Source organism: Terrihalobacillus insolitus (genome assembly GCF_028416575.1).
Taxonomy (GTDB): Bacteria; Bacillota; Bacilli; order Bacillales; family Amphibacillaceae; genus Terrihalobacillus; species Terrihalobacillus insolitus.
Genome location: NZ_JAMQKB010000011.1, coordinates 1 through 26890, shown reverse-complemented (window position 1 = coordinate 26890; position 26890 = coordinate 1). Strand labels below are relative to the sequence as shown.

29 protein-coding genes and 2 pseudogenes are annotated in these 26890 nt (G+C 37.2%); 10 read left to right on the top strand and 21 right to left on the bottom strand.

The window, feature by feature from the left end; translation table 11 throughout:
• Window positions 1–256: 256 nt before the first annotated feature.
• Complete coding sequence (gene murB, locus NC797_RS11495; protein ID WP_272436931.1) at window positions 257–1195, bottom strand: UDP-N-acetylmuramate dehydrogenase; 939 nt, start codon at window positions 1193–1195, stop codon at window positions 257–259.
• Between the two features lie 371 nt (window positions 1196–1566).
• Between murB and NC797_RS11490 the strand changes: the two genes are divergently transcribed.
• Window positions 1567–1803, top strand: a complete 237-nt coding sequence (locus NC797_RS11490; protein WP_272436930.1) for a hypothetical protein — start codon at window positions 1567–1569, stop codon at window positions 1801–1803.
• Complete coding sequence (locus tag NC797_RS11485; RefSeq protein WP_272436929.1) at window positions 1790–2359, top strand: hypothetical protein; 570 nt, start codon at window positions 1790–1792, stop codon at window positions 2357–2359. The genes NC797_RS11490 and NC797_RS11485 overlap by 14 nt, the downstream gene beginning before the upstream one ends.
• Before the next feature lie 231 nt (window positions 2360–2590).
• On the opposite strand, the gene NC797_RS11480 is transcribed toward NC797_RS11485, so the two are convergent.
• From NC797_RS11480 to NC797_RS11425, 12 genes are all read right to left on the bottom strand, one after another.
• A complete protein-coding gene (locus tag NC797_RS11480) occupies window positions 2591–2758 on the bottom strand; it encodes a hypothetical protein (protein WP_272436928.1) in 168 nt (55 codons plus the stop codon).
• Between the two features lie 196 nt (window positions 2759–2954).
• The gene (locus NC797_RS18370; protein ID WP_334313222.1) at window positions 2955–3335 is read right to left on the bottom strand and encodes a Druantia anti-phage system protein DruA; all 381 of its coding nucleotides are present in this window, start codon (window positions 3333–3335) and stop codon (window positions 2955–2957) included.
• A 496-nt stretch (window positions 3336–3831) separates the two neighbouring features.
• Window positions 3832–4119 carry a S8 family serine peptidase gene (locus tag NC797_RS11470; protein WP_272437003.1) on the bottom strand — a complete coding sequence of 96 codons (288 nt, stop codon included), beginning with the start codon at window positions 4117–4119 and terminating at the stop codon, window positions 3832–3834.
• A 656-nt stretch (window positions 4120–4775) separates the two neighbouring features.
• Window positions 4776–5207 carry a 4'-phosphopantetheinyl transferase superfamily protein gene (locus tag NC797_RS11465; protein WP_272436927.1) on the bottom strand — a complete coding sequence of 144 codons (432 nt, stop codon included), beginning with the start codon at window positions 5205–5207 and terminating at the stop codon, window positions 4776–4778.
• On the bottom strand, window positions 5197–6354 hold the full coding sequence (locus tag NC797_RS11460; RefSeq protein WP_272436926.1) for an MFS transporter: 1158 nt from the start codon (window positions 6352–6354) through the stop codon (window positions 5197–5199). Before NC797_RS11460 ends, NC797_RS11465 begins: the two co-directional genes overlap by 11 nt.
• A 16-nt stretch (window positions 6355–6370) precedes the next feature.
• Complete coding sequence (locus NC797_RS11455) at window positions 6371–7453, bottom strand: peptidogalycan biosysnthesis protein (protein WP_272436925.1); 1083 nt, start codon at window positions 7451–7453, stop codon at window positions 6371–6373.
• A 1-nt stretch (window position 7454) separates the two neighbouring features.
• Entirely contained in the window at window positions 7455–8174 is a 720-nt protein-coding gene (fabG, locus tag NC797_RS11450; protein ID WP_272436924.1) for a 3-oxoacyl-ACP reductase FabG, read from the bottom strand.
• A 1-nt stretch (window position 8175) separates the two neighbouring features.
• Window positions 8176–9150 (bottom strand): beta-ketoacyl synthase N-terminal-like domain-containing protein, encoded by a 975-nt coding sequence (locus tag NC797_RS11445; protein WP_272436923.1) that lies wholly within the window; start codon window positions 9148–9150, stop codon window positions 8176–8178.
• A gap of 18 nt (window positions 9151–9168) precedes the next feature.
• Window positions 9169–10359 carry a beta-ketoacyl-[acyl-carrier-protein] synthase family protein gene (locus tag NC797_RS11440; protein WP_272436922.1) on the bottom strand — a complete coding sequence of 397 codons (1191 nt, stop codon included), beginning with the start codon at window positions 10357–10359 and terminating at the stop codon, window positions 9169–9171.
• Between the two features lie 9 nt (window positions 10360–10368).
• Window positions 10369–10836 carry a 3-hydroxyacyl-ACP dehydratase FabZ gene (fabZ, locus tag NC797_RS11435; RefSeq protein WP_272436921.1) on the bottom strand — a complete coding sequence of 156 codons (468 nt, stop codon included), beginning with the start codon at window positions 10834–10836 and terminating at the stop codon, window positions 10369–10371.
• Entirely contained in the window at window positions 10826–11071 is a 246-nt protein-coding gene (locus tag NC797_RS11430; protein WP_272436920.1) for an acyl carrier protein, read from the bottom strand. Before NC797_RS11430 ends, fabZ begins: the two co-directional genes overlap by 11 nt.
• Window positions 11072–11100: 29 nt before the next feature.
• Entirely contained in the window at window positions 11101–11667 is a 567-nt protein-coding gene (locus tag NC797_RS11425; protein ID WP_272436919.1) for an N-acyl amino acid synthase FeeM domain-containing protein, read from the bottom strand.
• Window positions 11668–11969: 302 nt separating this feature from the next.
• Between NC797_RS11425 and NC797_RS18455 the strand changes: the two are divergent.
• The 3 genes and pseudogenes from NC797_RS18455 to NC797_RS11415 all read left to right on the top strand — a co-directional run.
• Window positions 11970–12170, top strand: a pseudogene (locus tag NC797_RS18455) (DUF6431 domain-containing protein); the annotation flags it as partial.
• 36 nt (window positions 12171–12206) lie between these two features.
• On the top strand, window positions 12207–12521 hold the full coding sequence (locus NC797_RS11420; RefSeq protein WP_272436918.1) for a hypothetical protein: 315 nt from the start codon (window positions 12207–12209) through the stop codon (window positions 12519–12521).
• A gap of 147 nt (window positions 12522–12668) precedes the next feature.
• A pseudogene (locus NC797_RS11415) lies at window positions 12669–13358 on the top strand (transposase family protein); the annotation flags it as partial.
• Window positions 13359–13430: 72 nt separating this feature from the next.
• Here NC797_RS11415 and argF read toward each other — a convergent pair.
• From argF to NC797_RS11390, 5 genes are all read right to left on the bottom strand, one after another.
• On the bottom strand, window positions 13431–14393 hold the full coding sequence (gene argF / locus NC797_RS11410; RefSeq protein ID WP_272436916.1) for an ornithine carbamoyltransferase: 963 nt from the start codon (window positions 14391–14393) through the stop codon (window positions 13431–13433).
• Entirely contained in the window at window positions 14390–17641 is a 3252-nt protein-coding gene (gene carB / locus NC797_RS11405; RefSeq protein ID WP_272436915.1) for a carbamoyl-phosphate synthase (glutamine-hydrolyzing) large subunit, read from the bottom strand. The genes argF and carB overlap by 4 nt, the downstream gene beginning before the upstream one ends.
• Window positions 17634–18737 carry a carbamoyl phosphate synthase small subunit gene (locus tag NC797_RS11400; RefSeq protein ID WP_417168709.1) on the bottom strand — a complete coding sequence of 368 codons (1104 nt, stop codon included), beginning with the start codon at window positions 18735–18737 and terminating at the stop codon, window positions 17634–17636. Before NC797_RS11400 ends, carB begins: the two co-directional genes overlap by 8 nt.
• A gap of 170 nt (window positions 18738–18907) precedes the next feature.
• Window positions 18908–20329 (bottom strand): argininosuccinate lyase, encoded by a 1422-nt coding sequence (gene argH, locus NC797_RS11395; protein WP_272436914.1) that lies wholly within the window; start codon window positions 20327–20329, stop codon window positions 18908–18910.
• On the bottom strand, window positions 20326–21585 hold the full coding sequence (locus tag NC797_RS11390; protein WP_272436913.1) for an argininosuccinate synthase: 1260 nt from the start codon (window positions 21583–21585) through the stop codon (window positions 20326–20328). The genes argH and NC797_RS11390 overlap by 4 nt, the downstream gene beginning before the upstream one ends.
• A gap of 236 nt (window positions 21586–21821) precedes the next feature.
• Between NC797_RS11390 and NC797_RS11385 the strand changes: the two genes are divergently transcribed.
• Window positions 21822–22760: a DUF4349 domain-containing protein gene (locus tag NC797_RS11385; RefSeq protein ID WP_272436912.1), complete on the top strand. Its 939-nt coding sequence runs from the start codon at window positions 21822–21824 to the stop codon at window positions 22758–22760.
• 84 nt (window positions 22761–22844) lie between these two features.
• On the opposite strand, the gene NC797_RS11380 is transcribed toward NC797_RS11385, so the two are convergent.
• On the bottom strand, window positions 22845–23045 hold the full coding sequence (locus tag NC797_RS11380) for an alpha/beta-type small acid-soluble spore protein (RefSeq protein ID WP_272436911.1): 201 nt from the start codon (window positions 23043–23045) through the stop codon (window positions 22845–22847).
• 394 nt (window positions 23046–23439) lie between these two features.
• On the opposite strand from NC797_RS11380, the gene NC797_RS11375 reads away from it, so the two are divergent.
• A complete protein-coding gene (locus NC797_RS11375; RefSeq protein WP_272436910.1) occupies window positions 23440–23694 on the top strand; it encodes a hypothetical protein in 255 nt (84 codons plus the stop codon).
• Between the two features lie 238 nt (window positions 23695–23932).
• Here the strand turns inward: NC797_RS11375 and NC797_RS11370 are convergent, their stop codons facing one another.
• A complete protein-coding gene (locus NC797_RS11370) occupies window positions 23933–24829 on the bottom strand; it encodes a glycine betaine ABC transporter substrate-binding protein (protein ID WP_272436909.1) in 897 nt (298 codons plus the stop codon).
• Window positions 24830–24915: 86 nt separating this feature from the next.
• Here NC797_RS11370 and NC797_RS11365 point away from each other — a divergent pair, with 86 nt between their 5' ends.
• The 3 genes from NC797_RS11365 to NC797_RS11355 all read left to right on the top strand — a co-directional run bounded on the left by NC797_RS11365 (window position 24916) and on the right by NC797_RS11355 (window position 26529).
• Window positions 24916–25179 (top strand): hypothetical protein, encoded by a 264-nt coding sequence (locus NC797_RS11365; protein ID WP_272436908.1) that lies wholly within the window; start codon window positions 24916–24918, stop codon window positions 25177–25179.
• 101 nt (window positions 25180–25280) lie between these two features.
• Window positions 25281–26057 carry a class I SAM-dependent methyltransferase gene (locus tag NC797_RS11360; RefSeq protein ID WP_272436907.1) on the top strand — a complete coding sequence of 259 codons (777 nt, stop codon included), beginning with the start codon at window positions 25281–25283 and terminating at the stop codon, window positions 26055–26057.
• 46 nt (window positions 26058–26103) lie between these two features.
• On the top strand, window positions 26104–26529 hold the full coding sequence (locus tag NC797_RS11355) for a GNAT family N-acetyltransferase (RefSeq protein WP_272436906.1): 426 nt from the start codon (window positions 26104–26106) through the stop codon (window positions 26527–26529).
• Between the two features lie 71 nt (window positions 26530–26600).
• Here the strand turns inward: NC797_RS11355 and NC797_RS11350 are convergent.
• Window positions 26601–26890, bottom strand: a 290-nt coding sequence (locus NC797_RS11350) for an integrase core domain-containing protein (protein WP_272436905.1), incomplete at its 5' end; no start/stop codon positions are given.

Here is a 26890-nt window from a genome sequence, read left to right as displayed (position 1 = left end):
TATAAAGAGAATGAGAATCATTGTCAACAACTTTTTCAACAACTTTTTCAAAATAACGTAGACATTCAAAAATGCTCTTTCTATAAATCCACGAAGCACTAAGAAAGGATAATACGATAGGATGTTCAAAAAAGCCCATGCTAAGCAGCGATTTTTTGATCTCACATCTCTAGAAAATTTCACACTAAAAAGCATTGGAAAAGATTCGTTTTCATCCTTTTCCAATGCTCTTTTTGAACATCCTCTTCTATTTTTGTTAATCAACCTTTGCTGGCTCTTCCATATCTTCACCAATTATCTTTACTTCTCTTTCTAAGGATACAGCGAATTTTTCCTTCACTGTACGTTGGACAAGCTCGATGACGGAAATGTACTCTGTTGCTGTTGCATTATTTTTGTTTACAATAAATCCAGCGTGCTTTGTAGAAACCTCTGCTCCACCAATGCTTTTACCTTGTAAATCGCTATCTTGAATCAATTTGCCGGCAAAATAACCTGGTGGACGTTTGAACACACTTCCACATGATGGATATTCTAATGGCTGCTTTGATTCTCTACGGTGTGTAAGGTCATCCATAACAGCCTTTATTTCATCATATTCCCCATTCTTTAATTGAAACCTAGCTTCTAACACAATATAACCTTTTTCTGGGATGTTACTTGTGCGATAGTCGAGATCTAATTCGTCGGCGGATAATGTTAATTGCTCCCCGTTTCGATCTACAACGACCGTTTCATAAAGAACATCCTTAATTTCCCCACCGTAGGCACCTGCATTCATGAACAGTGCACCACCAACCGTTCCTGGAATGCCACATGCAAATTCCAACCCTGTAAGGGCGTCAGCTAATGCACTTCTAGAGACATCGATAATTGCTGCTCCACTTTGGGCTATAATCCGTTCGTCTTCAGTTGTAATGTCTTTCAGTCGCTTTAAGCTCAGAACAATCCCCCTGATGCCACCATCCTTTACAATTAGGTTCGAACCATTACCTAATAAAGTAAAAGCGACATCCTCTCGATTAGCAAGCTTTACGACTTCCTGTACTTCATCATAGTTTGTTGGTGTGACAAAAAGGTCTGCTTTACCACCCAATTGTGTGTAGGTATGATTTTTCAAGTATTCATTCACCATCACGTTTTCTTCAGAAGTAATGGCTAGTAGTTTTTGATAAATTTGATGGTAATTACCCAATCGGAATCATTCCTTTATAGTGTATGTTCAAAAAGTCTGAAAACATGTCATCGAAGCCCAGCGCGGGCAAGTAGATGGACTGCTTATCATTTGATCCTTTTTGAACATCCTTTTATTCGGATCGTCTATGATGTTATTATATCAGACAGTGAGGAGAGGCTCCAACTATCCTTTTAGCACTTGGTAAGAAACAGTTCCTTTGGTTTATACGTATGTCTAAACATAGTTGATTGTGCCTACACAACCTAAACCTAAAGTACTTTAAATACGGCTATATGACTAAAGATACATTAAATACTTCTCAACTAAAGAAATGTAATGTATTATTAAGATAATTTAAATAAACGATTAAAAAAGGTGGGGTGAGATCGATGCGGACAATTACTCTTGAACGTATTAATCAAAATATTACGAATAACCGTAAACAAGCAAATGCTATTATCAGAACTTCCGCACTTGCCAATGGACGTAGAAAGAAATCTCGCACCCGTACACCTGGAGAAGTAAAAGCCTTGAACGAAATATCCGTTGCTCGATGGCAAAAAGCTGTAAAAGCTGGCAAAATTATTAGAACGGGTAAGAGGTCCATGTACTATGACTACAGTTAATGATTTAAAAGAAGCACTGAAATATTTAGAAGATAAACCTATATTCGAGAGACAACTTGAATTTGCATCCCTTATAACAGACTTTTTTAAAAATAAAGGTATTACGCCTATAGTTGTAGGTGGATTATCTGTTGAAATCTACACAAGAAATGATTACCACACACATGATATAGACTTTGTAAGTGATGGTTGGAATCTATTTGACGAGCTTCTCACTAACCAGTTAGGGTTCGAGCGTACGGAACGTGAGTGGTACCATGTGGAAACTGAAATTGCAGTTGAAGTACCGTCCAACCACCTTGAAGGTAATCCAGATCTTGTGTTTGAATTGACACTTCCTAATGGCAAGAAACTCTATGTAATAGGTGTTGAGGATATCATTATTCATCGTATTGAAGGGATTGCTTTTACCATAAAGTTCCCCGAAGATGATGAAGATTATGAATGGGCTTATAGAATGTTCTTAATTCATAAAGATGACATGGATCTTAAGTATTTGGTCGAGCGTGCGAAACAAACTAAAATTTTCAACCTTATAGAACATTGGTTTTACTAGGTAGAAGTGTTTGGCGAGAATATAGGTAGAGGATACGGTTCAGTTTTAATTGATTCATTAATTAAATTTGCTATAGATAACTCTGTAAAGAAGATTTCGGGTTGGATCTCCTATTCGGATAAGGACCACTTTGATAAACTGGATTTTTTCTATAAAAAACATTCTATCTCATCGGGGTTTTCTACGGCGTGTAACGTTTGGCCAAGGTGGCCCTCTTGTCCACCTTGGGATTTACCTGTTTTTGACCGTAAGCTTTTGGTTTTTCGAAGCCATCTGAAGAAGAGGTTTACTGCTGTTATGGCTGTCTTTGTTCATTTGTGATTTCAGGGCGACTATTGTATCTGCCGCCCATTCAGGGTTTTTCTTGCATTTGGAGAGAATGCCCTGATATTTTTCCATCACAGAGGACCTCCTTATACTTGCGGTTTAGTGGATAAAGATACACATCCTTGACGAGAACTTTAAGTGTTGTGTTCCGATCATTCCGACTTCTCCCTTTGGTTTTGCCAACGTATTGCCAGTTGGCAGCTTGATAACTTGTCCCCCGAAAACGTTCGCGCTCCATAAAGGTTTCAAGTAAATGAATGGGATGACCTTATTTGTTGATCCAATCTGTACTTAGCCGGCGACTTACCTTGCCTAACAGATGGCTGGCCAACTGCGGCACCTTTACCCAATGGAAAATCAAAAAACGTGTATTGTTCGTTGTCAAATGAAGATGGGCTTTTCGCTCCTCTTCCTGCCAGCCAATCCACTGGTCTCGGGCAGCGACGCGCCAGGCAGATGATCCGAACAAAAGGCAGGCCAATGGTCTCCCGTAGATATCAAAGGCCATGTATTGCATATTTTCGCCGACGGTTCCGTGAAAACCCAAATAGTGATACTTGTCCAGCAGATGGTTGAACAATGACTTCTCCCCAGCCTTCTCAATGGGAAGAACGCGAACCGGCGCAATCTTACTAAGACTACCGGAAATCTCCGTCGTATCATGATCAACCGCTGGCTGTGGCTTTTTTCTGATAACCGCTCAATCCGACACGACGGGGTGCCGGAAGCGTGATGAACCCTTTTTGTTCCAGTTTGCGTAAGAGGGAACGGCATGCAATATCTTTGGGTTGTCCATTTTCATGCACCCAATTCCAGACCAGGCAGATTTCCTTGGATAATCGCGTTCGATGCCAAGACGGGTTCGACTCCATTAGTTGTCGTATCCACGTAATATCTTCTGTTATGATTTGTCTTCCTTGAAGAATCATTATTTGTTTTTCCATATGTTAAATATACTACAGAAAAGATTAAGAGTTCGGAGGGAATTTTTAAAAATGAAGTTTTTTGGTGAAAAAAAAGAGGCACCTGAACAGTTACGTCCAAAAAAACATTAGTGATTGGTAATATTTCTTTAAATGAAAAGAAGGTAAGATGTCACTGTATAGAATTGACCTTTTCTAAAACCTGTTTAGCATCAATTATCTCTACTGTGCTGCTTTCTTATTAAATGTTGATTTACTTTCTTTAAGGACTTTCGCTAACTCGTTACTTTGAATACTAGGGTATGCACTTTTAGCAAGTGCAGCAATACCTGTTACATAAGTAGTGGCAAACGATGTACCATTTGAGAATGTATTTTCCCCCTCAGGCAAGACTCCGTAAACGTTTACTCCTGGTGCTGACACCAGATCCAAACCGTAACCAGAAAACTCTTCCAATTCCCCTGCATTATCAACCGCACTTACACATGTAGCCTTAAAATAAAGTTCGATTAAAAACCCCCACGAACCCGTATTTTACCGTAACCAAGAAGAACCCATTTTGAAAAAAGATTGAACAAATGGATTCCTTATTTGTGAAGTAGTATACAATTTTTGTAATAAAGATTGATTATTTTCTACCTATGTTGTTAAACAATTGTCAGCAATAGATAAGCCTTTAGTGTTATCTCCAGTTTTCTCCTGCTCAATACGGGGCGTGTAAGTTTCCCCGCACTCCGCGTTCCATCTAACAAAATTTACTTGATTATAAGTTCCTCGTTACTTCATGTTTGAGTTTTCGATAGATTCAAGTTTATATTTTCTCCGAAAACGATTGACTTTTTCAATCATTGTCCCCGTAAGTAGAAATCTCTTTATGAGTTCATCAGTATCAGTCATCTTTTTGTCCTTCGTATGAATCATTCGATGCACATCTTTGTGAATTATACAAAAGGTAAGGTGGTAAACAGTTTGTAAATTACTGGTACATTCTGTGTCACTTGGCTGCAAAAAATGATGGCAAGCGTATTTTATTCGCCGTAATCACTTTTCGAGCACAAAGGCTACATCTGTTCAAGCTGAAGTTTTCACAGCGTCTTAACAGCCGCTGACACAGCTTATATAAAAATAACAACCAACCCACTTCGACATTTTCAAACATTAACATCTTACAAAAATACATTTTTAATTTCCTGCCTAAGTAGGTTATGAACATACTTCATTTCTTGATTTTTTTCAAATATGATTACGCTAACTATCACATGATGAATATAATCGATGTAATTAATATCTATTTTCCTATTGATTAAAAAACTATCTCTTGTATATTTTATTGAATATCCTATTTTATTTTTATGAATTTTTATTGACTTAAAATCTTTTAATCTAACTATTCCATTAGAAGCCTTGATAAATGCTTCTTTGATACCAAAAAAAAGTGCCAGAACATTTTCAGGATTCATATCCGAGTTAATAACATCAATTTCATACTCATTGAACCATTTTTGTAAAAAAAAGTCGACTCTATCGCTGTGATAAAGTTGACTAATTCTCCTTTTATCAACAATATCAATACCTGTTCCATACAAACTACTGTTCATTAACTCGACATTTTTCCTTTTCTTTTCCGTTAACTTTTTTTCGAATGTTTATAAAATCCACAAGATACTTAGCTATTAATACTACTACTGTTATGATTCCTGAAATCACAAAAATTAGTGATAAAGACTTTTCAGCAAGCGGACTGAATAAAAAAGCTCCTATGCCAACACCAACATAAGACATGATACCAAATAAAGAATATGCATCTGCTTTAAAACGTTGTTCATTTACAGCTGCTATAATACTATAAAACACATTCATCAATGCCCCATAACCAAATCCAAATATCCCCCCCAAAGGAAGTAGTAACCAATAACTGCCAGCGTAACCAATTAACATGATTGATACAGATAATACAAAAAGAAATAGATATAATAATGTTGGAAGTTTAAATTTTACACCTAGTCTCGGAACAAATATTTGCGCCAATACAAAACATATCCAAAATGCCAAGTAGAAGTAATCAATCCGCAAGTCATTTATGTCTAACAAAATCGGTAAATATGCGATAATACAGCCATAATTAATGGAACTAATTAAAAAAATCAAGAGGTTTGATGCATAATCCTTGTTAAGAATTATCGCTTTTAAATTTAGCTCATTTGATTCTGATTTCTCTTCATTAACTTTTCCTTTACCGAACAGAAAACTAACGATTACCATTGTAGCTCCCATTGCAAATAGAATTGGATACATGTTCTCCTTCAATTTATTTAGCATATACACACCCAAAACAGGACCTGTCGCTGATGCTAAAGCCATTAACATATTATGATAAGAAACAGCTTTTTTGTCGGAAGATGCATCGGTCAACATCGTGAGTAGTATAGGACCAACCACTCCAACGCCTACTCCTAAAAATACGCTCCCTATATAAAAGGCAATAATCTGATCATAATAAAAAACTAATAATAAAAATCCTAAACAATATGAAATAACCCCAAATTTATTTAGTAATATTGGTTCAACATATTTATAAAACAAAATAAAACGAACAGTAAGTAAAGACACCATAAATACTGTCATAACGTAACCAGAGGTTGCTGAGGAATTTGTTATTGAAAAAACAATTAACGGTAAGATGGCTGTTAATAAACTAAATAAAAAATTAAATGTAAATACCAGATATAGAATTTTTTTCTTCATTTATTTTGCCTTCTGTCTATGATTTAGAAAAATTTTTCTGTAATATTCTTTTAGCAAAGCCACTTAAAAATTTACTCTTAAACGAAATAAAAGCATGATTAGGTATTAAAGAACAACCAATTCTTTTTTTGGTTTCATAGGTTGTAGAGCCACAATACATTTTTTTATAGCCTTTTGAAATACCATATTGAATAGCTATGTAAAATAAATTAAAGTATGCAAAACAATCATAGCTATGTTTGTAATCTAAACCTACATGTTTAAAGACTAATGCTTCATTCTCTTCAAACAATAAAGCAAATCCCACAAGCTGATTCTTATATGTAACATATATCCATTTATAACAGTCTGGTAATTCATTCATGTTGTTAAATGTCTGTTGATTATAGTTAATTACATTACTTACTTCTTCATTATGATTACTGGTATTTTTATAGAGCTGGAATACTTCTTCGTAATTATTGATCTCTGAATTACGATATATCACTACATCACAACCATACTCATTCAAAAGCTTCATCTTGTTCCTAGCATCCCACCGCTTTTTCTTTTTCAGATGCTTTAAATAATCTTCAAAGCTATTAAAATCTAGCTCTAGAACGGTATTAGGATAAAACGGAATTCTATTATACGTTTTACTATAGCTATTTACATTTGCATCACTGATATTATTCACAAATATAGACGCTGGCTTAATATTTGTGTATATATAGTCGGTAATTTCACTGATGAACTCATCTAATAAAACTTGGTGAGCCACCCTTATTCCCTTCTCACCTGACATAGGATTTGTCAAAAAGACAACATTAAACTTAAATGGATTGATTTTTAACTTATTTAAAAAAGATAAAATTTTCTTTATTCTGGGAGGTAAATACTGTAATAAATCTAATCTTTGAACGTTATATCCTGTACCAAGTGCCACTAGTTTTTCATTCTTAATTCCAACGAAATATAAGGGTTCATAATTAGGCAGATGTTGATCCAATAAGTGGTACCAAGCTATGTGGCTGTCTAAACTATCTAGCAATATATTATTTAAATCTTCTTTATAATCTTTTTCAACATCTTTTATCGTGTTATAAAGTGAAATTTGCATATTATATAGCTAAACCCCCGTCAACAATAATGGTTTGTCCTGTAATATAAGAAGCTTTATTACTGATTAAGAAAACAACAACATCTGCAATTTCTTTCGTACTACCAAATCTTCCTAATGTAATATCTTGTATCATTTCTGTTTCATTCAGTTGTTCGGTCATTTCTGTTTTAATAAAACCAGGACAGACAGAATTAACTCTTATGTTATTAGGGCCAAGTTCTTTAGCTAAAGCTTTTGTAAATCCATTTACACCAGCTTTAGAAGCCGAGTAATTAGTTTGTCCTTTTAAGCCAATAAAGGCTGAAATGGACGAGATATTGATAATCACACCAGTTTTCTGTTTGATCATCTGTTTTCCTACAAATTTACTGTAATTAAACACACCAGACAAATTTGTTTCAATTACATCTCTCCAATTTCTTTCGTTCATAAAACCTAACGATTTATCTCTCTTTATTCCGGCATTGTTTATTAAGCAATCAATTTTTCCCTCAATTGAAATAACTTCCTCTACCACTTCCCTAGTCCTTTTGTAGTCCTTTACATCTGCTTTATAAGCAAAGACATTCTCATATTTATCTAGAAGGTCATTTGCACTCTGTTCATCGCTTTGATAAGTAAAATGAACATTCCAATCATTACTTGCCAATTGATGGACAATGGCCGCCCCTAGACCTCTAGTTCCCCCAGTGACAATAGCTATATATTTCTTCAACAATTTAAACCACTCCCTCTGAAGATAAAATGAGTATACTTTTATTACCTATTTGATTTGTCTCAACTATCATACTATTAGATTTCTGTTCAAGTGCTAGTAAGACCTTTAACATACCCGGTAAAAACATCGTATCATCAGTATAGCTATGAAGTTTATACTGATTTATACTAGCTCTATCTTCAAAGTAGCTCCGTATGAATGCATCATTCTCGTTAGATGATCCAAATATAATATGGTTGACATCTGATAAAGCATATTTTTCAAAAATCGTGTTTAAACGCTTATTAGATATGTTAGAATTATGTTCAAATTCTTGCCAACTGCTAATGAAGTCAATATATCCATAATTTGAAATAGCTTCGTTTTCACGCTCCAAAATAATTGTAGCAGCATGTTCGGGGAATTGCCCGTCACCTAACATTTTTTTATTGTAAGAACTCCCTTTTCCTACACCATCAACCCCAATTACAAGTGCATGGTCTATAATATCATTTTCCAAGTATGTCTTTGCCATATCTATAGCATCAAAGGGTGAAGTAATACCAGTTTGAAGTGTATTATTAACCCCTTGAATATTAAAAACGATAGACACCCATCCAGAGATATTATTAAGTACTGTATTGGGAAACCTCATTGGACTCACATATTTCGCACCACTATTGGCTGCATCATCTAAAAAATCATAAACCTCATCTAAATAACTTAATGAAGTACCAACAAAAACACCAACTCTTTCCATATTCCATTCTTGACTGTTCTCATGGCCTTCCAAAGCTATTGCAGTGGAGGCAATAGCTATTTTTGCTGACCTCCCAATAGTCCTTAACCCTTTTTTATTAATATAATCTTTAAGATTAAACTGCTCAATTTCTATTTGATCCAAAAATTGCCCATTTCTTATCTTTTCTATTATAAGATTTACCTGATCACCAGTTGGTGTGACGGCTCCAACTCCCGTTACAGCAATTTTATCCATATATTTACTCCTCTTTCTTTATTCAGCTTTCTTGAATAAAACACTTGCGTTCGTGCCTCCGAATGCATAGGAGTTATTAAGGGCTTTATTCACATTTAGTTCTCTCGCAGTATTAGGGACACAATCAATTCTGCAATTGTCATCTTTATTCTCGAAATTTATTGTAGGAGGAACAATTTGGTCCCTGATTGCCAAACAGCAGGCTACACTTTCGATAGCACTTGCTGCTCCCATAGAATGACCGAGCATAGATTTAATAGAACTTACAGGAGTAGATTCTCCAAAAATCTTTTGTATAGCCATCGATTCTGCTTTGTCATTTGCATTTGTTCCTGTTCCATGCGCACTAATATAATCTACATCAATTGGCGATATATCTGAATTATGTAAGCATTTCAAGGTAGAACTGATTATACCCTTAGCCTCAGGGTGAGGCGAGGTAATATGAAAAGCATCAGCACTCACTCCATACCCATTCATTTCCGCTAGGATAGGGGCATTTCTTTGTCTAGCAGACTGGTATTCTTCTAGTATTAAACAGCCTGATCCCTCAGCTACTAGCATTCCTTTTCTATTTTTGTCGAATGGACGACATTTATCAGGAGAAATTGCATTTAATCGGTTAAAACCATAATATGCCACACTAGAAAACGGATCAGTTCCAGCTGCAATTGCTATCTTACTATTACCATTTCTAATTTTTTCATAGGCTTGGATAGTTGCATAGTTTCCCGCAGCACAAGCATTACTTATAAGCATTGCTGAGCCATACAAGCCAAACTCCTTACACGCATAGACAAGAATATTATTTAACTTATTAAGTTCTAGTAGACTTTGATCGGCTTTCTGATTATTAGTATATAATGAATGTGTATACTCACCAATCACTTCGCCCATTGTAGTGCCTACAAAAAGATCAGCTTCGCCATATTCTTCTTTTTTTAATTTTGCATGTTCAAACGCATGCCTTATACTTGCAATCAGCAATTGGGCACCACGTCCAATATGATTAACTAGAATTTTTTGTACATAGTTACTTGGATTGAAATGGTGAGTTTGTCCACCAAATTTTGGTCCAACTAGCTGTAAACCTTCCTTTTTAATCTCACTAATTCCTGATTGTCCATTAAGGCATGCATCCCAAAAGTTCTCTGCGCCTTCACCTATAGATGTGATCACACCTACTCCTGTAACGACAACTCTTTTCATAACATCACCTTATCCTTCAAATACTTTTTTTGTAAAAGATAATATCCCACTTGAAACTAACCTTTCTTTTACATACACCTTACCCTCTACAATTGCAGAGTTTTTAACCTTTTTCTGTAATTCAATCTTAATCAGCAATTGATCACCTGGGGTTACTACATCTAAAAACTTTATATTTGTACGATACAAGAGTGGTAATTCATCTAATTCCTCTTGTGCATTTTCATTTGAATTGGCAAGCAGTACAATGGAAGCTTGGGCCATTGCTTCTGTAATTAACACACCAGGGAAAATCTTTTGCTGAGGGAAATGACCTAAAAAGAAAGGATCGTTTCCACTAACATTTTTTACTACATGTGCCTCTTTATCATTTATTTCAATTACTCTATCAATTAACAACATAGGATATCTCTGCGGGAGAATTTCCAGTATTTCATTAAATGTAAGGGATTTTTTCTTACCTTCTTTAACCAACATTAGTTTTTAAATCCTCTAATAGTTTTAAAATAGAGTTAACACTAGTCATTTCTTCTAGCAGTTCCTCGGGGATAGTGATCTTTAATTCTTTTTCTAATAAAGCTACGATCTCCAGAGCCATCATGGAATCAGCATCTAATTCTTCAACTAGATCAGTTTCATCAAATACTTCACTTTCTTCAACTTCCAATACCTCGGCAACAATTTTTCTTACTAATTCAGCTTTTTTTTTCACTTTAGATCAATCCTTTCAATTCGTTTATATTAGACTTCTTCCTTGAAAATCGTTTTGTTAATATCTTCAATGTCTAAAAGCATCGGACATTCATTTGAAATTCCTTTGTATACTTTATACTTACCGATTTGCTTAAAACCAAGTCTCTCATACATTTTTTGAACTGATACTGTACTTTGTAAGAACAAATGTGTAAGTCCCTTATTTATGACGAGTTCTTGAATTTTTTCAAATAAGCTCCCTATTATCCTTGCCTTAATACCAAAGGTAGAAGTATTACTACATTTACGAATAATTAACCTCATTACTTCCCCATATGAATGGTTTTCATCAAGTAGAACATCATGACATTTCTCAATCATTAGCGTACAGTTGTCATTTTTTTCAACTAAACTTATACATCCAACCAACTCATCATCTATAAAGCAACCAATGTGATATGCCGAATTGTCAAAATCATCTTTAAGAAGGCCATCAGTATACAAACTAGCTGGAGCGGCATTTTGTTCAATCACAAAGGTTTCGTATCTTAATCGGTAGAAGTCATGTAATTCATCTGGACTTTTCAAAAGTCTTGTGCTTAAGGTTTTGATCATTTTTTTAAAAGGCACTCCCTTATTTTCTTCATAGTAACAATAAATTTCATTACTTGAATTATCTATAAAGAATCATCAGACTAATGTGTAGAAAACATCATGGGGAACAGATCTTAGGTGGATAATATCCAAAGTCAAGGGAATTTGAATACTATGTGAATGAAATGTGATAACAGAGTTGGGACCATTTAATAGAAAACACCACCTCCATGGTAGAGTCATTTAGTATGAAATTCCATTAAAGTATTTATTATGAATATTATATCTATAATATACTACTAATAAAGGGTTGTCTATAGAACATACTTTTAGAATCCGATCATATTGAATTTGAATATGACGCCCCCTGCTGCGGCAGATCTTTATGGAAGCATGGTAGCTATAAGCGCGTGGTTCATCATAAGTCTAAATCCTATATCATTAAGATCATCAGGAAACGATGTCCTGATTGTAATAAAACTTATTCTTTCATCCCATCTTTTGTTAGGCCATGGGCACGATTTGCCAATCATATTCGTGAGTTTTTTGGACGGTGGGTTTTGACTGATATCCCTGTTTCACGTCTTCCTGAGCAGTTAACTAGTTATGGCACATCTGTCGTATCATTAAAGACTTTATATCGGTGGAAAAAACAAATGGGACATTTCTATCAAAAATGGTTAGTTAACCTAAGAAGTCAAGTCCTAGACGGACTTCATTTTGGAGAACAATTGATAAACCTGTATAGAGAAGGTGTTACGACTAGTGAAGAGTGCTTGTTTTTTCTTAACTATTATTTTGATGGACGTCTTCCGAAAAGGGGGAATTTGATTTCGACCATCAATCTTTCCCTACCGACAAAGGAATGGTGGTAACTGCAGCCTAGGTAGATGTCAGCTTGATGTGGTAATAAATGGGTATTTTCTTATTTATCACTCCACAAAATATGGCTCTACCCCTCCCCAATCTTTTCCTAAATAATGAATGATGTAAGTTATTTTTAGGAAACGGAGAGGAAAACCATGGATGAAACGTTAAGGAATGAAATTGCAGCCTTCCGATTTGGACTAATTGCACAAATTGTGCAGCGTAAATTGGGGCCTGGGGACAAGTATGCCCTTTTAAGAGAAATTGCCAAAGAAAGGTACACGATTCCTGGTAGTGAAAAAAGCACCGTGAGCGTGCGAAGTCTAGAAAGGTATTTAATAGCCTATGAAGAAGGTGGGTTTGAAGCACTAAAGCCGAAAGCACGGGAGAAAAAGGGAAGTTTAAAAACGATAGACTCAGCTGTCTTGGAACATGCCATTGCCCTTCGAAAGGAATTACCAAGTAGAAGTGTTGAACAAATTATCCGTATTCTTGAGTTAGAAGAAGAAGTTCCTCTTGGGAAACTGAAGACACGAACGCTTTCGCGTTACTTTCAAGAACAAGGATGGAGCCGAAGGGATCTTGGTCGCTCGGTGAGGAAAGCCTTCAAACAATTTGAGCATGAAGCAGCGAATGATTGTTGGCAAGCGGACACACAACATACGTTGTATCTTCCAGATCCTAAGGATTCAAATAAACGTAAAAAGGCTTATTTAATAGCTATTATTGATGACCACAGCCGGCGTATCATGCATGCAGAATTCTTTTATGAAGAGCGTTATCCAAGACTAGAACGATGTATGCATAAAGCTATTTTAAAATATGGAACACCTAAGATTTTTTTCGGTATAGTCACAGCTATGACGAATTCGTCATAGCCATGATAACGGAACTATCTACACTTGGCGTAGTTCAATCTACCCCATCAATGCTGTCATTAGTGCTTTTTGTGCATGCAATCGATTCTCGGCCTGTTGGAAAACAACCGAATGCTTGCCGTCGATCACTTCAGCACTTACTTCTTCTCCCCGGTGTGCTGGTAAACAGTGCATAAACGTCACATCGGGCTTCGCTTGGGAAATAAAATCACTTGTTACTTGATAACCAGTGAAAGCCTGTTCTCGGATCACTTGCTCTTCCTCTTGTCCCATACTCGCCCATACATCTGTATAAATGACATCAGCTAGGTGAACTGCTGTCTCTGGATCTTCTTGAATACGTATACTTGCATGATGCTTTGCGGCAATGGATTGTGCTTTTTTCGTAATCTTTGCGTCAGGTTGGTACCCTTTAGGAGCAGCTATTACAAGTTCCATTCCCATAATAGCCGCTCCTAGCATAAGAGAATGGGCCATGTTATTGCCATCTCCAACATAGGCGATCTTTATTCCTGCCAGTGTGCCTTTGATTTCTCGAATGGTCTGTAAATCAGCTAATACCTGGCAGGGGTGGTACATGTCGGTTAGCCCATTAATAACAGGTATGCTTGCAAACTCAGCCAATTCTTCCACCACAGATTGAGAGAACGTACGGATCATAATGCCATCCACATATCCAGATAGCACCTGCGCGGTATCTGAAATGAGTTCCCCCCTACCTATCTGGATATCATTGGAATTTAAAAATAAACCTGTACCGCCTAATTGATAAATTCCCGTTTCAAAGGATACACGCGTTCTTGTCGATGATTTGTCAAAAATCATTCCTAATGTTTTTCCTTTTAACGGTTCTACTACATTTCCATTCTGGCGCTGTATTTTAAGATAGTCTGCTAGATCCATCATATAATGAAGTTCATCCTGTGAAAAATCTTCCAAGCTCAAAAAGTCACGTCCGTGCAACTGTTGTTTATCATTCATCGGCATTACCTTTAGTGTCATCCGAAGATCTCCTCCTTCACCATATTTAGATCCCCTACTTTTTCCAAATAACGATGGATCGGTTCAGGTAATGCTTGCTTTTGTTTAGAAGCTAACAGGTAAGCATGAAAAGTCTCAGTAGAAGAGAAACAGGTAGTATCTGATTTTAATGCGGCAGCACGAAGCATAACGTGCGGATCATCTCCCGATTGAAGCTGTGTGCTGCAAACAATTGAAAATGCACCATCTAAACAAAGGTCAACAGCTTTGTTTAGAGCAATTGTTTCATTTACGATAATCCCTTTTTCATTTAACAGTGGAGCAGATATAGGAGCCGCAGCTATCTTCGCTTTTGTTTCCACCAAGGCCTTTACAAATGAAGGATCTTTATCCAAATCATTTTCTCCTATAGCAAGATAAATAATGTCATCGTCGTTCAACTCTTTGAGCATATTCTCTTTCCAACCAAAAGCTTTGGCCAGTGCTGCTTCTACAGTTGTACCTAAACCAATTGCTTCTCCAGTAGATTTCATCTCAGGTCCTAGATATGGATCAACTCCTGCAAGCTTGTTTGTTGAAAAAATGGGCATTTTAACAGCATAGTACGGAACAGGCTTGTGAAGCCCTAGTTGCCATTTTTGGTTCTTTAACGGTTCACCCATTTGAATTCGGGTTGCCAAATCAATCATTGGTACCCCAGTGACCTTACTAGAAATCGGAACGGTTCTTGAAGCACGGGGGTTCACCTCTAATACATACATTTCTTTTCGATCCTCCCCAATGACAAACTGGATATTCATAATTCCTCTAACAGACAGTTCGGCCGAAATTTTTTGTGTGTAATCCGTGATCATTTGTTTTTGTTCTTCTGTAAGATCAGGTGCTGGAAAAACTGCTATGCTATCACCTGAGTGGACTCCGGCTCGCTCAATGTGCTGAAACACACCTGGAATTAGTACATCTTTCCCATCACAAACCGCATCAACTTCCACTTCAAATCCTGTGATGAATCGGTCAATTAATAATGGAAAAATACGAGATTCTGTTGAAGTATCTTTTAATACTTGCAAGTAATCAATCAGTTGGTCTTCATTTTGAATAACGACCATGCCTCTTCCACCAATAACATAAGATGGACGAATCAATATGGGATAGCCAATCTTAGCTGCAGCTTTTCTTGCGTCTTTGATAGCTGTTACCGTAGCACCTGGAATATGCGGAATGGATAGTTTTTGAAGCAATTGATAAAATTGATCACGATCCTCGGTTGCCTCAATGGCGTCCAATGACGTTCCAGCTATCGAAACCCCAGCCTGGCTTAATCCATCTGCTAGATTAATAGCTGTTTGACCACCAAATTGGACAAGCACGCCATCTGCTTTTTCTTTTTCGATAACTTGTAAAACATCTTCTTCTGTTAATGGTTCAAAATACAAATGATCTGCGGTATTAAAATCGGTACTCACGGTCTCAGGGTTGTTATTGATCACGATTGTATCAATGGTTTGCTGTCTTAATGACATTGCCGCCTGTACCGAGCAATAGTCAAATTCAACTCCCTGCCCAATCCGAATTGGACCTGAGCCTAACACAACCATTTTTTTGTTCCCCGTCAAAGGTTCTACTTCATCGTATTCGTTGTAGGTGCTATAAAAATACGGCGTATCTGCTGAAAATTCTGCTGCACAAGTATCCACCATTTTGTATGAGACACAGACATCTTGCTGCTTACACTTTTCACGAATATCCGTTTGATTAACTTCAAACAGGTTAGCTAGGAAAAGATCTGAGAAACCTAACTGCTTTGCACGTTTGAGTTCTTCTACATGAATTGTATTCCAGTTTGTGTCTTTTAGCTTTCGTTCAAATTGAATCATGAAATAGATTTCGTCTAGGAAGTATTTATTCATTTCGGTGATATGATGAACGTCATCAACGGTATAGCCCCGGCGAAAGGCTTCTGCAATAAGGAACAACCGTTCATTTGACGCATTTATAAGTGCAGATGTTAACTCTACGTCCGTTAGTTGGCTTGCATTTGGCAAATATAGTCCATTCAATCCAATCTCAAGGGAACGAATCGCTTTGTTAAGCCCCGCGGGAAAATTCCTAGCAAGCGCCATTACTTCCCCAGTCGCCTTCATTTGAGTACCAAGCAAACGATCCGCTGAGGCAAATTTGTCGAATGGCCACCTCGGTATTTTAACCGCAACATAGTCGATGGCAGGCTCAAAGCTAGCGTAAGTATCACCAGTAATCGGATTAAGTACCTCATCCAAGTCATAGCCGAGTGCTAATTTTGCAGCAATTCGTGCGATTGGATAGCCAGTCGCCTTTGATGCAAGTGCACTGGAACGACTAACACGAGGATTGACTTCGATTATGATATAATCATCACTGTTTGGATTTAAGGCGAATTGAATGTTACATCCCCCGACAACACCTAGTTCACGGATGACTTTACACGAAGTTGTTCGTAGCATCTGATATTGACGATCTGTCAACGTTTGGGAAGGAGCGACTACAATGCTATCACCCGTATGAATGCCGACAGGGTCGACATTTTCCATGTTACAAACAATAATGCATGTATCGTTTGCATCACGCATAACCTCATATTCGATTTCTTTCCAACCTTTTACACTTTGCTCAATTAATACTTGCTGGATCGGACTAGCTTGTAAACCGTGTTTCACGATACTAAAAAGCTCTGCTTCATTATTGGCAATTCCACCACCAGCACCGCCCAGTGTATAAGCTGGACGAACAATAATTGGATAGCCGACATTTGTTGCAAATTGAACTGCTTCATCGATCGAGCTAGTCGAAATACTTTCCGCGATAGGTTCATTCATCGATTTCATCATCGATTTAAACATCTCTCTGTCTTCTCCCTTTTGAATCGTATCTAAAGGGGTTCCGAGTAACGCAACATTGTATTGCTTCAAAACATTAGACTGGGATAAGGAGACGGCGAGATTTAATCCTGTTTGCCCTCCTAACGTTGGCAACAAACCATCAGGGCGTTCCTTTTTTATGATTTCGGTAACCGAATCAGGGGTTAGTGGCTCTAAGTATACTTTGTCAGCAAATTGTTGGTCGGTCATGATGGTTGCTGGATTATTATTTACGAGGATAACCTCAATACCCTCTTCTTTTAATGCAAGACATGCCTGTGTACCAGCATAATCAAATTCTGCAGCTTGCCCGATTACAATTGGACCTGATCCAATGACAAGAACCTTCTCAATATCGTTGAACTTAGGCATGCTGCTTCTCTCCTTTTCTCACTAACCGATTGAAGAAGTCTTGAAAAATGAGATGAGTATCAATCGGCCCTGGATGTGCTTCTGGATGAAATTGAACAGTCAAAATTGGTTTCTCACGGTGCATCAACCCCTCAACAGAACGATCGTTGACGTTAATGTGGGAAATTTGCCACTCTTGTTCATCGATCGAATCCATATCCACCACATATCCGTGATTCTGTGTCGTAATCCAAACCTTACCGGTCGTCAAATCTTTTACTGGATGGTTGCTACCACGATGCCCATATGGAAGTCGTGTTGTTTCTCCTCCATGCGCAATTGCTACAAGCTGATGGCCAAGACAAATCCCCAATGTCGGGTACAACTCCGTTAGCTTTTTAATTGAATGTTTTAAGTAATCAAGGTCTTTAGGATCACCAGGTCCATTTGATAATACAATCCCATCTGGTTCTAAACCTTTGATCACTTCTACGGATGTATTGTATGGAACAATCGTAACGTCACACCCTAATTCCATTAGTGCGTGACGGATCGAGTGCTTGTAACCAAAATCGACAAGAACAACATGTGCTTTTGAAAATTCCGTTAAATGGCTTTGGTTAGACGACGTACGAAGTCGAATCATTTTTTTGACAGAAACCTGATCTACTATTTTAGCGTCCACTTTGGCCTTTTTCGGTTTATCTTCTTTGCTCATGCTAAACTTACCGTATACTTCACCGTTTTCACGGATAATTCGAGTCAGTGCTCTTGTATCGATATCATAAAGAGTGGGGATATGAAATTTATCCACAATCTCACGGATGGAAGAATTGGCTTGATAATGATCGGGTTTATAACAAGGGCTGGATATAATCAATCCAGACAAAGCAGGTTCCCCACTTTCAAAATCGATATCATTGATTCCATAATTCCCGATAAGCGGATAGGTCATCGTGACAATTTGACCAGCATAGGATGGATCTGTCATCACTTCTTGATAGCCAGTCATCGCCGTATTAAAGACCATTTCTCCCTCAACAGACGAGGAAGCTCCTAACCACTTTCCTTCTAAAGCGTCTCCTGTGCTGAGTACTAAATATCCTTTTTCTAACACAATCCCACTCCTCTCCTGTTTATTTATTTTTATGCATAAAAATAAATATTAATACAATTCATGGTTTGAAAATACATCGCATTTACCATAATAAGTAAATGCAATGTCTTTTCTAGTCCTTCTATTTATTGAAAAATTTCTACTCTCTTAAAGTGTAAAAAAACTAGCCTTTAAGATTGCCCTTCTACTATTTCTGCATGTGTCTGAATCCAGTCCAAGCTCTTTTTAATCAGTCCCTCAGCAGCAGTTAATTGATCCTCTACCCGATTTTTCGCTGTCCCTCCTGCAACGTTTCGAGCATTCACTACTGCTTTAGGTGCAAGAACGTCATAAATGTCTTTTGCTATCAAGGGAGAAAATTGCTGAAATTCTTCTAAACTTAAATCTAAAAGATACATATTATGCTGGATGCTGTACAATACAACCTGACCTACAACTGCATGTGCTTCACGAAAAGGTAGATCCTTTCCGACTAAATAATCAGCAAGGTCCGTCGCATTGGAATAATCCTTAGCAACAGCAGCATACATTTCTTCTTTCTTCACCTGCATCGTTTCGATCATTGGTGCAAATAGTGCAAGTGCACCTTTCAATGTTTCTACAGTATCAAACATTCCTTCTTTGTCTTCCTGCATGTCTTTATTGTATGCCAATGGTAAGCCTTTTAAGGTCGTCAACATGCCCATTAAATGCCCGTATACACGTCCTGTTTTTCCTCTCACAAGCTCCGCTACATCCGGATTTTTCTTTTGTGGCATCATGCTACTCCCAGTACTAAAAGCATCATCTAATTCAATAAAATTAAATTCAGCACTCGACCATTGAACGAGCTCCTCACACAACCGAGATAAATGCATGGAAATAAGGGATGCATTGGATAAAAACTCTACTACAAAGTCACGATCACTAACGGCATCTAGGCTATTTTCACAGATTCCGTCAAAATGCAGCTTTTCTGCAACGTAATGACGATCTATCGGAAACGATGTACCGGCTAATGCCCCTGCTCCAAGCGGGGATTTGTTTACACGTTTCCAGCTATCAGTAAGACGCTCAATGTCGCGTTGAAACATAAAAACGTAAGCTATCATGTGATGGGCAAACAGTACAGGCTGTGCCCTTTGCAAATGGGTATAGCCTGGTAAAACTGTATCTAAGTTTGCTTTTGCTTGTTTGTGTAAAGCCTGTAGCACCTCAACGAGTAATTGGCTAATCGTAATCAATGCTTCCCGCAAATACAAACGCATATCTAGCGCTACTTGATCATTACGACTTCTACCTGTATGCAGTTTGCCACCTACTGTCCCCACTTCATCGATTAGCAATTTTTCTACATTCATATGGATATCTTCATTGTCTTCACTTAGGACAGCATCGCCAGCCTCAATTTTACTGGCGACGGCCTTCAGCCCATTTGCGATCGTCTTTGCATCAGACTCAGAAATAATTCTACACTTGGAGAGCATATCAACGTGTGCTAAGCTACCTTGTATATCATACTTTGCCAGCTTTTGATCAAAGGAAATCGAAGCAGTATATTCATCAACTAATTGATTGGTTGGTTTCGTAAAACGCCCTCCCCAAAGCTTCATTGTTTGACAGCTTCCTTTACATCTACAACTACTTGATCAATTGAGGCATCTTTTTTAGCGTTCGTTTTATTGACAGTAGCATGTACCTGGGTTGGCAAGCCCCATAGCTTAATAAATCCAAGTGCCGCTTCATGATCAAAATTATCCTCTGGCTTATATGTCGCAAGGTCAAAGTCATATAGCGATTGTGCCGATTCACGTCCAATTACTTGAGCATGGCCTTTATATAATTTCACCTTAACTGTTCCTGATACGGTTTCTTGTGTTTGCTCAATAAATGCCTTTAATGCTTCAGTTAATGGCGAATACCATAAACCATCATATATCGTCTGCGCAAGTTTTTGTTCTACGACAGGCTTAAACTGCGAAACCTCTCTTGGAAGTGTTAAAGCTTCTAGTTCTTGATGGGCTGCAATAAGTGTCAATGCAGCTGGGCACTCATAAATTTCACGAGATTTTATTCCCACTAAACGATTTTCCACATGATCAATTCTTCCAACACCATGTTTTCCAGCAATGCTATTTAATTTTAAAATAAGCTGATCTAACGGATAGGATTTGCCATCAATAGATACTGGTTTGCCTTTTTCAAAAGTGATTTGTAGCACCTCAGGTTGATCTGGTGCATCAATAGGATCCACGGTTAAATCGTATGCCTCTTTTGGTGGTTCTGCCCACGGATCCTCTAAGATTCCACATTCATTACTACGTCCCCAAAGGTTTTGATCCACACTGTACGGATTGTCAACATCAACTGGGATTGGAATACCATGTTCTTGTGCATAGGCAATCTCTTCGTCTCTAGACATCGCCCATTCACGAACAGGTGCCACAATTTTCAATTCAGGGTTTAATGATGTAAACGCGACATCAAATCGAACTTGGTCATTCCCTTTACCAGTACAGCCATGTCCAACCGCAACTGCTCCTTCTTTTTCTGCAATATCTACTAATACCTTTGCAATTAATGGACGAGACAATGCGGATACTAATGGGTATTTCCCCTCGTATAGAAGGTTTGCTTTTAGTGCTGGCAATACATATTCGTTTGCGTAAAGCGACTTCGCATCAACCACATACGATTTAATTGCACCGACATCAAGTGCTTTATTTTTTACAAACTCTAAGTCCTTTCCTTCTCCAACATCTAATCCAACTGCAATTACGTCATAATTATATTCGTCTTGCAACCATTTAATTGCAACCGAAGTATCAAGCCCACCAGAATATGCTAAAACAATCTTTTCTTTCCCCATTGATGATCTTCCTTTCGATATGTTTATTTGACTTTCCGTTTATTCATTCGTATGTGAATTATTATGCACTATTAAGTATATTAATTCAAGATAAGAGTGTGAATTTTTTATAAAAAATTTATATTTTAATCAAAAGGAACCCACTCTGTGCGTTTCCCTTGATTAAAACACTTCCATAACTGTAACAATATGCTACGTTCTTTCGTCTAACTAAACAAAAAGAGAGGTGGGTCAATATGAAATACAGGTTTCTTCTTACATTCGTTATTGGCTTTATAATGGTTCTAGGGGCTTGTAGCAATAATGAGTCTACTTCTGAAGGCCAATCGGCTGATTCTAGCGAAATGAATGACGCCAGTACTGAACAATCAGCAAAGGAAAATTCAAAAATGGAATTGACAACAAGTGATTCAAAAAATCAGGACCAAACAAAAGCAACACCAGCAAACAAAGAAAGTAGCTTTTCGTCTCAAGACTCTTCAAGAAAAATGATATACAATGCCAATCTTTCAGTAGAGGTAAAAGATTTTGAAGCATCGGTAAATGACATCCAATCACGGATCACAGAAGCTGGAGGATATATTGTTAACTCCTCTACAAACGGTGGAGCCGATGGAAAACGACTATACGGGCAAGTAACTGCTCGAATCCCACAAGAACGGTTTCGCGATTTTCTCAAAACAGTTGAAAAAGAGAGTATGAAGGTTCTGGAAAGCAACGTGACTGGTGAAGATGTAACAGAAGAGTATGTCGATTTAGAATCTCGATTAAAATCAAGAAAAGTCGTAGAAAAACGGCTACTTGATTTTATGGAAAAAGCCGAAAAGACAGAGGACCTTCTAAAGATTTCGGCAGACCTTGCTAATGTCCAAGAGGAAATTGAACAAATTACTGGTCGTATGAATTATTTACAAAATAAAGCCGATCTTGCAACCGTTACGATTAATATTTCCGAGAACAAAATTAATGTTCCAAAAATTGAAGAAGAAAACTTAAATACATGGGAACGAACAAAAAAATTATTTATGGAAAGTGTTAACTTTTTACTATCAACACTGTCTGGGTTATTTGTTTTTATAGTGGGGAGCCTCCCTGTTTTACTATTATTGGGGTTGATTGGCTTCGTTAGCTTCAGAATATACAAGAAGAAGAAGAAAAACAAAGATCAGGGATAAATTTATAGCTTTTCTTACACGACTAGTCATATAATTACAGATAGTAAAAAGAAAAGGGACTCAGCAAGTGAGTCCCTTTTCTTTTTATCGTTTCCCATTTTGAAGACTTTGTTCGGCGATGTTGATCATTCGTTTGACCATTTCGCCTCCCACAGATCCGTTCGCACGTGCAGTTGTGTCCGCACCAAGCTGAACACCAAATTCGTTAGCGATTTCTTCTTTCATGTTATCCATCGCATTCTCTGCACCTGGCACTAACAAGTCGTTGTTGTTATTATCTGCCATGACCGATCACCCCTCATGGGAAATTGAACAGTATCATGCTGTTCACTAGTTATACTGCGCTAAATTGTTTACCTGTACACCTGTTAGATTTAGGAAAAATGAAATTATTCAATGTTGTTAAAGAAGATGGCAGAAACACTGTTCGTGCAGTCCCCCCGTTAATTAACTTTTTTTGATATGTATTTGTTAATGAGCAGGGATTCTGACCCATTTCTCTATAATGATAAAGGCAAAGAAATGATATAATAAGAGCATAAATAGAACGGTGAAAGATATGAAGTGGTCTGAGATTATACAATTGTATCCAAGTCAATTCGCAAATTAAAAGTGTTATCGTCTCATATTGAAAATGGCCGAAGTTATTGAAGTTAATTGGGTACGAGGAGGTTAAAATATGGCTATAAGTAATGAAGAGTTAGTTGAAATTGTAAAGAAGCTGCCACAGTCAGCAAAAAAATCAGCATATGATTATTTAAAATTTTTAACTATTAGTCATAACCGTCCAAACTGGGATGAAATTATGGATTTAGAGCCAGATGGAACCCCTTTGAGTGAAGAAGAAGAACGTCAACTAAAGAATAACTCGGAGTTTATGTCTTGGGAGGAAGCTATGAATGAGCTTGACTTACCAATTGACATTACGTCGTGAAGCGATAAAATTTTTAAGAAAGCAAGAAAAATCAGTTAAGAATAACCAAAGCTTTAAAACGTACTGGGCGGCATGATGTAAGACGCATCATAAAGCCTTTATATATCAAGGTCTTAAAGGTCATGAGTTTAACTCGTGACCTTTTTTTGATTTTATTTTCAGATTGCCAGTTTTGTTTTCACACCAATTTATCATATGTGAAAAGGGATACCTTGCTAGTGGTATCCCTTTTCATATTTTATTTCGTTGGCAAGTCCTCGATACTATCAATATCCATATACTCTGGTACAACAAAACCTTGTTGTGCACCTTCTAGATTTGGGCCCAAGTCAACGATTTCATCTTTAAATCGCTCAGCATAGGAGGCAGCACCTACAGGGAGCCAGGCGATTAACATCCCATCGATGTCCCCTTCAGAAAGAGATTCAAATGCGATCCCCATATCGAGTGATGTTAATTCGACATTGTAGCCCAATTCTTCAAGAACAAGGGCAACAACATTGGTGGAAGAAAGTTCAGTATCCCAGTTTACATAGGCCAGTTCAACGGTCTCTCCATCTACTGGTTCAATGCCTTCCATCCAGGCTTCCACTTTATCCCGATTGTCTGCAATCCATTCTTTCGCTGCATCTCGCGGTTCCACACTTTCGTCCTGGCTGAATTTTGACATCACGGCATTCATGTCAGCTACTTCCCAATAGAAGTTGTCCAGCAGCTGATAGGCTGATGGATATTCATCCTCAAGGCCTTGCCGTACCATCGTATGTATGTTTTCCGATGACCCTAATGTTCCCTTAGGATCCTCTAGGAATTTCAAATCATATTCGCTAAACGTCCAATGCGGTTGCCAAAGGGTAACCACAATTGGTTCTTCATTCTCTATGGCATTTTGCAGCTCTGTGACCATTGCTGGTTCGGAACTTGGCGTTAGTTCCACATCTAAATTGTATGCATCAACGGTTTCTTGCGCGATATTCATCGTTCCGGATCCCGGCTCAATCCCCACAATTTCATCTACCGCATTTTCTTCGGTGGTATTCTCATCGCCACCACTATTTCCAGATTGGCAGCCTGCTAACAACAATAACATCCCTATGCTGAAGAGGATGATGCCTTTATTTAATTGTAATCTCATCTTGTCGTAAACCCCTTCCATAAAATAGTAGAAGATTTCATAACCTACTATGTACTATATTTCGTACTAAACTTGACGATATTTGTATGATAAAGCAGAACAAGTTAAAGGGCAAAGCTGATTACAGCGATTCTCAGCCGATTTTGGAGGAAGTATGTAATTCAGTGAGGTTTAGCGACAATTCATTTCAGAATCCCCCTATGTTTGAAAATATTCATACCAGTGTAGACCAATTATTGAAGGATTTATCAAATGAACAATGGGTTGAAAAAGTTGGAACTTTTAATAATATTGCCTCTATTATAGACCATATGTCTACTGTTGAAATCGGTTTTATGAAAGTTCGGTAGCTCCTATTTTGCTAAAGAGGCAGGTTTGTGCAACAAGTGGTTAGTTACAAATTAATATATGGTAGAATTTAATTATAAAATCGAGAAATGAGGGATGTATAGTGGGGATTGATTTTCATAGCGAGAAAAATCGATTTACTTACACAACTCGAACTGCTGACAAATCGTGGATTGAAACATTAAAAAAACTTGTACCTATCGACAATATTTCTAAAGCTGTAGATGTAGGTTGTGGCGGAGGAATTTATTCAAAAGCACTATCAGACATGGGAGTGGATTCAGTTACTAGTGTAGATTTTTCTGAGGCAATTCTTGAAGGGGCAAGGGAAAATTGTAAAAAATATAAAAATGTATCTTTCAAACATGGAAGTGCTTTTGATACGGGGTTAGATAGCAATAATTTTAATTTATTGCTTGAAAGAGCGTTAATTCATCATTTTAAGGACTTAAAAAATTGCTTTAAAGAAGCATTTAGAATAGTGGATTCCAATGGGTTTTATATAATTCAAGACCGCACTCTTGAAGATTGTTTATTAGAAGGTAATGATAATCATATTAGAGGTTTTTTCTTTGAACTCTTTCCAAGATTAATTGAAAAAGAAACTAATCGTAGGCACAATAGTCAAATCGTAATTGAAACCCTAAAAGAAGTTGGATTTAAGGACATTGAAGAAGTCAAGTTATGGGAAACAAGAAGAGTGTATGAAAGTAAAAAGCAATTATTAAAAGATTTAAATCAAAGAACTGGAAGAAGTATTTTACACGAATTAGATGATAAAGAATTAAATGTATTGATAAATCATGTAGATAAGTCACTTTCATCTGATAAAAGTATAGTAGAAAGAGACAGGTGGACAATTTGGAAAGCTGTTAAATAAACTAAGATTGTTTACTTTTGCAAAATATATTCAAGGAGCTAATAGGGTGTATATAAGAATAACAAAGATAGAGGATTTACAAAGGTTATTGTATATATTGAATGCAGTTACTTTGGATTTACAACAAAAAGGGATAAACCAGTGGGACTACCCTTGGGATGAAGATGATATTTTTAATCAAATTAGGAATCATTATTCTTACGTTCTATTATTAGATGAAAAAATAATAGGAACTTTTTGTATAAATAATATAGAAAATATAAACGGGTTATCTGTTGAGGTAGGTAGTAAATATCTATCCCAAATTGCAATTTTGCCAAAGTATCAAGGGAGAAATTTTGGCAGTAAAATAACAGAATATGCTTGTTCGTTAGCGGTGTTTGTCAATATAGTTGTCGCATTTTATTGCTTTAGTTTTTTATTTTTCAATCCCTCATCAGACAAAGCTACCGCGCTACGCTTGCTGGCCTAGTGATGGAAGTCAAAAGGAAGATCATGCTTTTGACTTCCATCACTAGGGAAAAAGGGATATTATGATTGCCCCTATGATTTCACTTTCTCCTCCTCTCGTATGGGATTAAGTGCTACTTGTTCATGTGGTCTCCAATTTCTTACGCTTCTTGCCCAACGCTCAGGGTGTTTCTTCCTTGCTTCGTCATAGACTTCCCTGCGTTTTTCTAAGATGGCAATGTGCTCTCCTGTATGGCACTGTTCAGGTGTCACAAAATTCAGTCCACTATGCAGATGAATCTGGTTATACCACTGAACGAATTCTTGTGCCCATTTCCTTGCTTCTTCTAGTGATGCAAAACCCTTGTGCGGAAAATCTGGTC

Bases quoted from the DNA above. Each gene is read 5' to 3' on its own strand.
- NC797_RS11490 (WP_272436930.1), top strand. From the start codon at position 1,567: ATGCGGACAATTACTCTTGAACGTATTAATCAAAATATTACGAATAAC.
- NC797_RS11485 (WP_272436929.1), top strand. From the start codon at position 1,790: ATGACTACAGTTAATGATTTAAAAGAAGCACTGAAATATTTAGAAGAT.
- NC797_RS11480 (WP_272436928.1), bottom strand. From the start codon at position 2,758: ATGGAAAAATATCAGGGCATTCTCTCCAAATGCAAGAAAAACCCTGAA.
- NC797_RS11465 (WP_272436927.1), bottom strand. From the start codon at position 5,207: ATGAACAGTAGTTTGTATGGAACAGGTATTGATATTGTTGATAAAAGG.
- NC797_RS11460 (WP_272436926.1), bottom strand. From the start codon at position 6,354: ATGAAGAAAAAAATTCTATATCTGGTATTTACATTTAATTTTTTATTT.
- NC797_RS11455 (WP_272436925.1), bottom strand. From the start codon at position 7,453: ATGCAAATTTCACTTTATAACACGATAAAAGATGTTGAAAAAGATTAT.
- NC797_RS11445 (WP_272436923.1), bottom strand. From the start codon at position 9,150: ATGGATAAAATTGCTGTAACGGGAGTTGGAGCCGTCACACCAACTGGT.
- NC797_RS11440 (WP_272436922.1), bottom strand. From the start codon at position 10,359: ATGAAAAGAGTTGTCGTTACAGGAGTAGGTGTGATCACATCTATAGGT.
- fabZ (WP_272436921.1), bottom strand. From the start codon at position 10,836: ATGTTGGTTAAAGAAGGTAAGAAAAAATCCCTTACATTTAATGAAATA.
- NC797_RS11425 (WP_272436919.1), bottom strand. From the start codon at position 11,667: ATGATCAAAACCTTAAGCACAAGACTTTTGAAAAGTCCAGATGAATTA.
- argF (WP_272436916.1), bottom strand. From the start codon at position 14,393: ATGACACTAAAGGTAATGCCGATGAATGATAAACAACAGTTGCACGGA.
- carB (WP_272436915.1), bottom strand. From the start codon at position 17,641: ATGCCTAAGTTCAACGATATTGAGAAGGTTCTTGTCATTGGATCAGGT.
- argH (WP_272436914.1), bottom strand. From the start codon at position 20,329: ATGAAGCTTTGGGGAGGGCGTTTTACGAAACCAACCAATCAATTAGTT.
- NC797_RS11390 (WP_272436913.1), bottom strand. From the start codon at position 21,585: ATGGGGAAAGAAAAGATTGTTTTAGCATATTCTGGTGGGCTTGATACT.
- NC797_RS11385 (WP_272436912.1), top strand. From the start codon at position 21,822: ATGAAATACAGGTTTCTTCTTACATTCGTTATTGGCTTTATAATGGTT.
- NC797_RS11380 (WP_272436911.1), bottom strand. From the start codon at position 23,045: ATGGCAGATAATAACAACAACGACTTGTTAGTGCCAGGTGCAGAGAAT.
- NC797_RS11375 (WP_272436910.1), top strand. From the start codon at position 23,440: ATGGCTATAAGTAATGAAGAGTTAGTTGAAATTGTAAAGAAGCTGCCA.
- NC797_RS11370 (WP_272436909.1), bottom strand. From the start codon at position 24,829: ATGAGATTACAATTAAATAAAGGCATCATCCTCTTCAGCATAGGGATG.
- NC797_RS11365 (WP_272436908.1), top strand. From the start codon at position 24,916: ATGATAAAGCAGAACAAGTTAAAGGGCAAAGCTGATTACAGCGATTCT.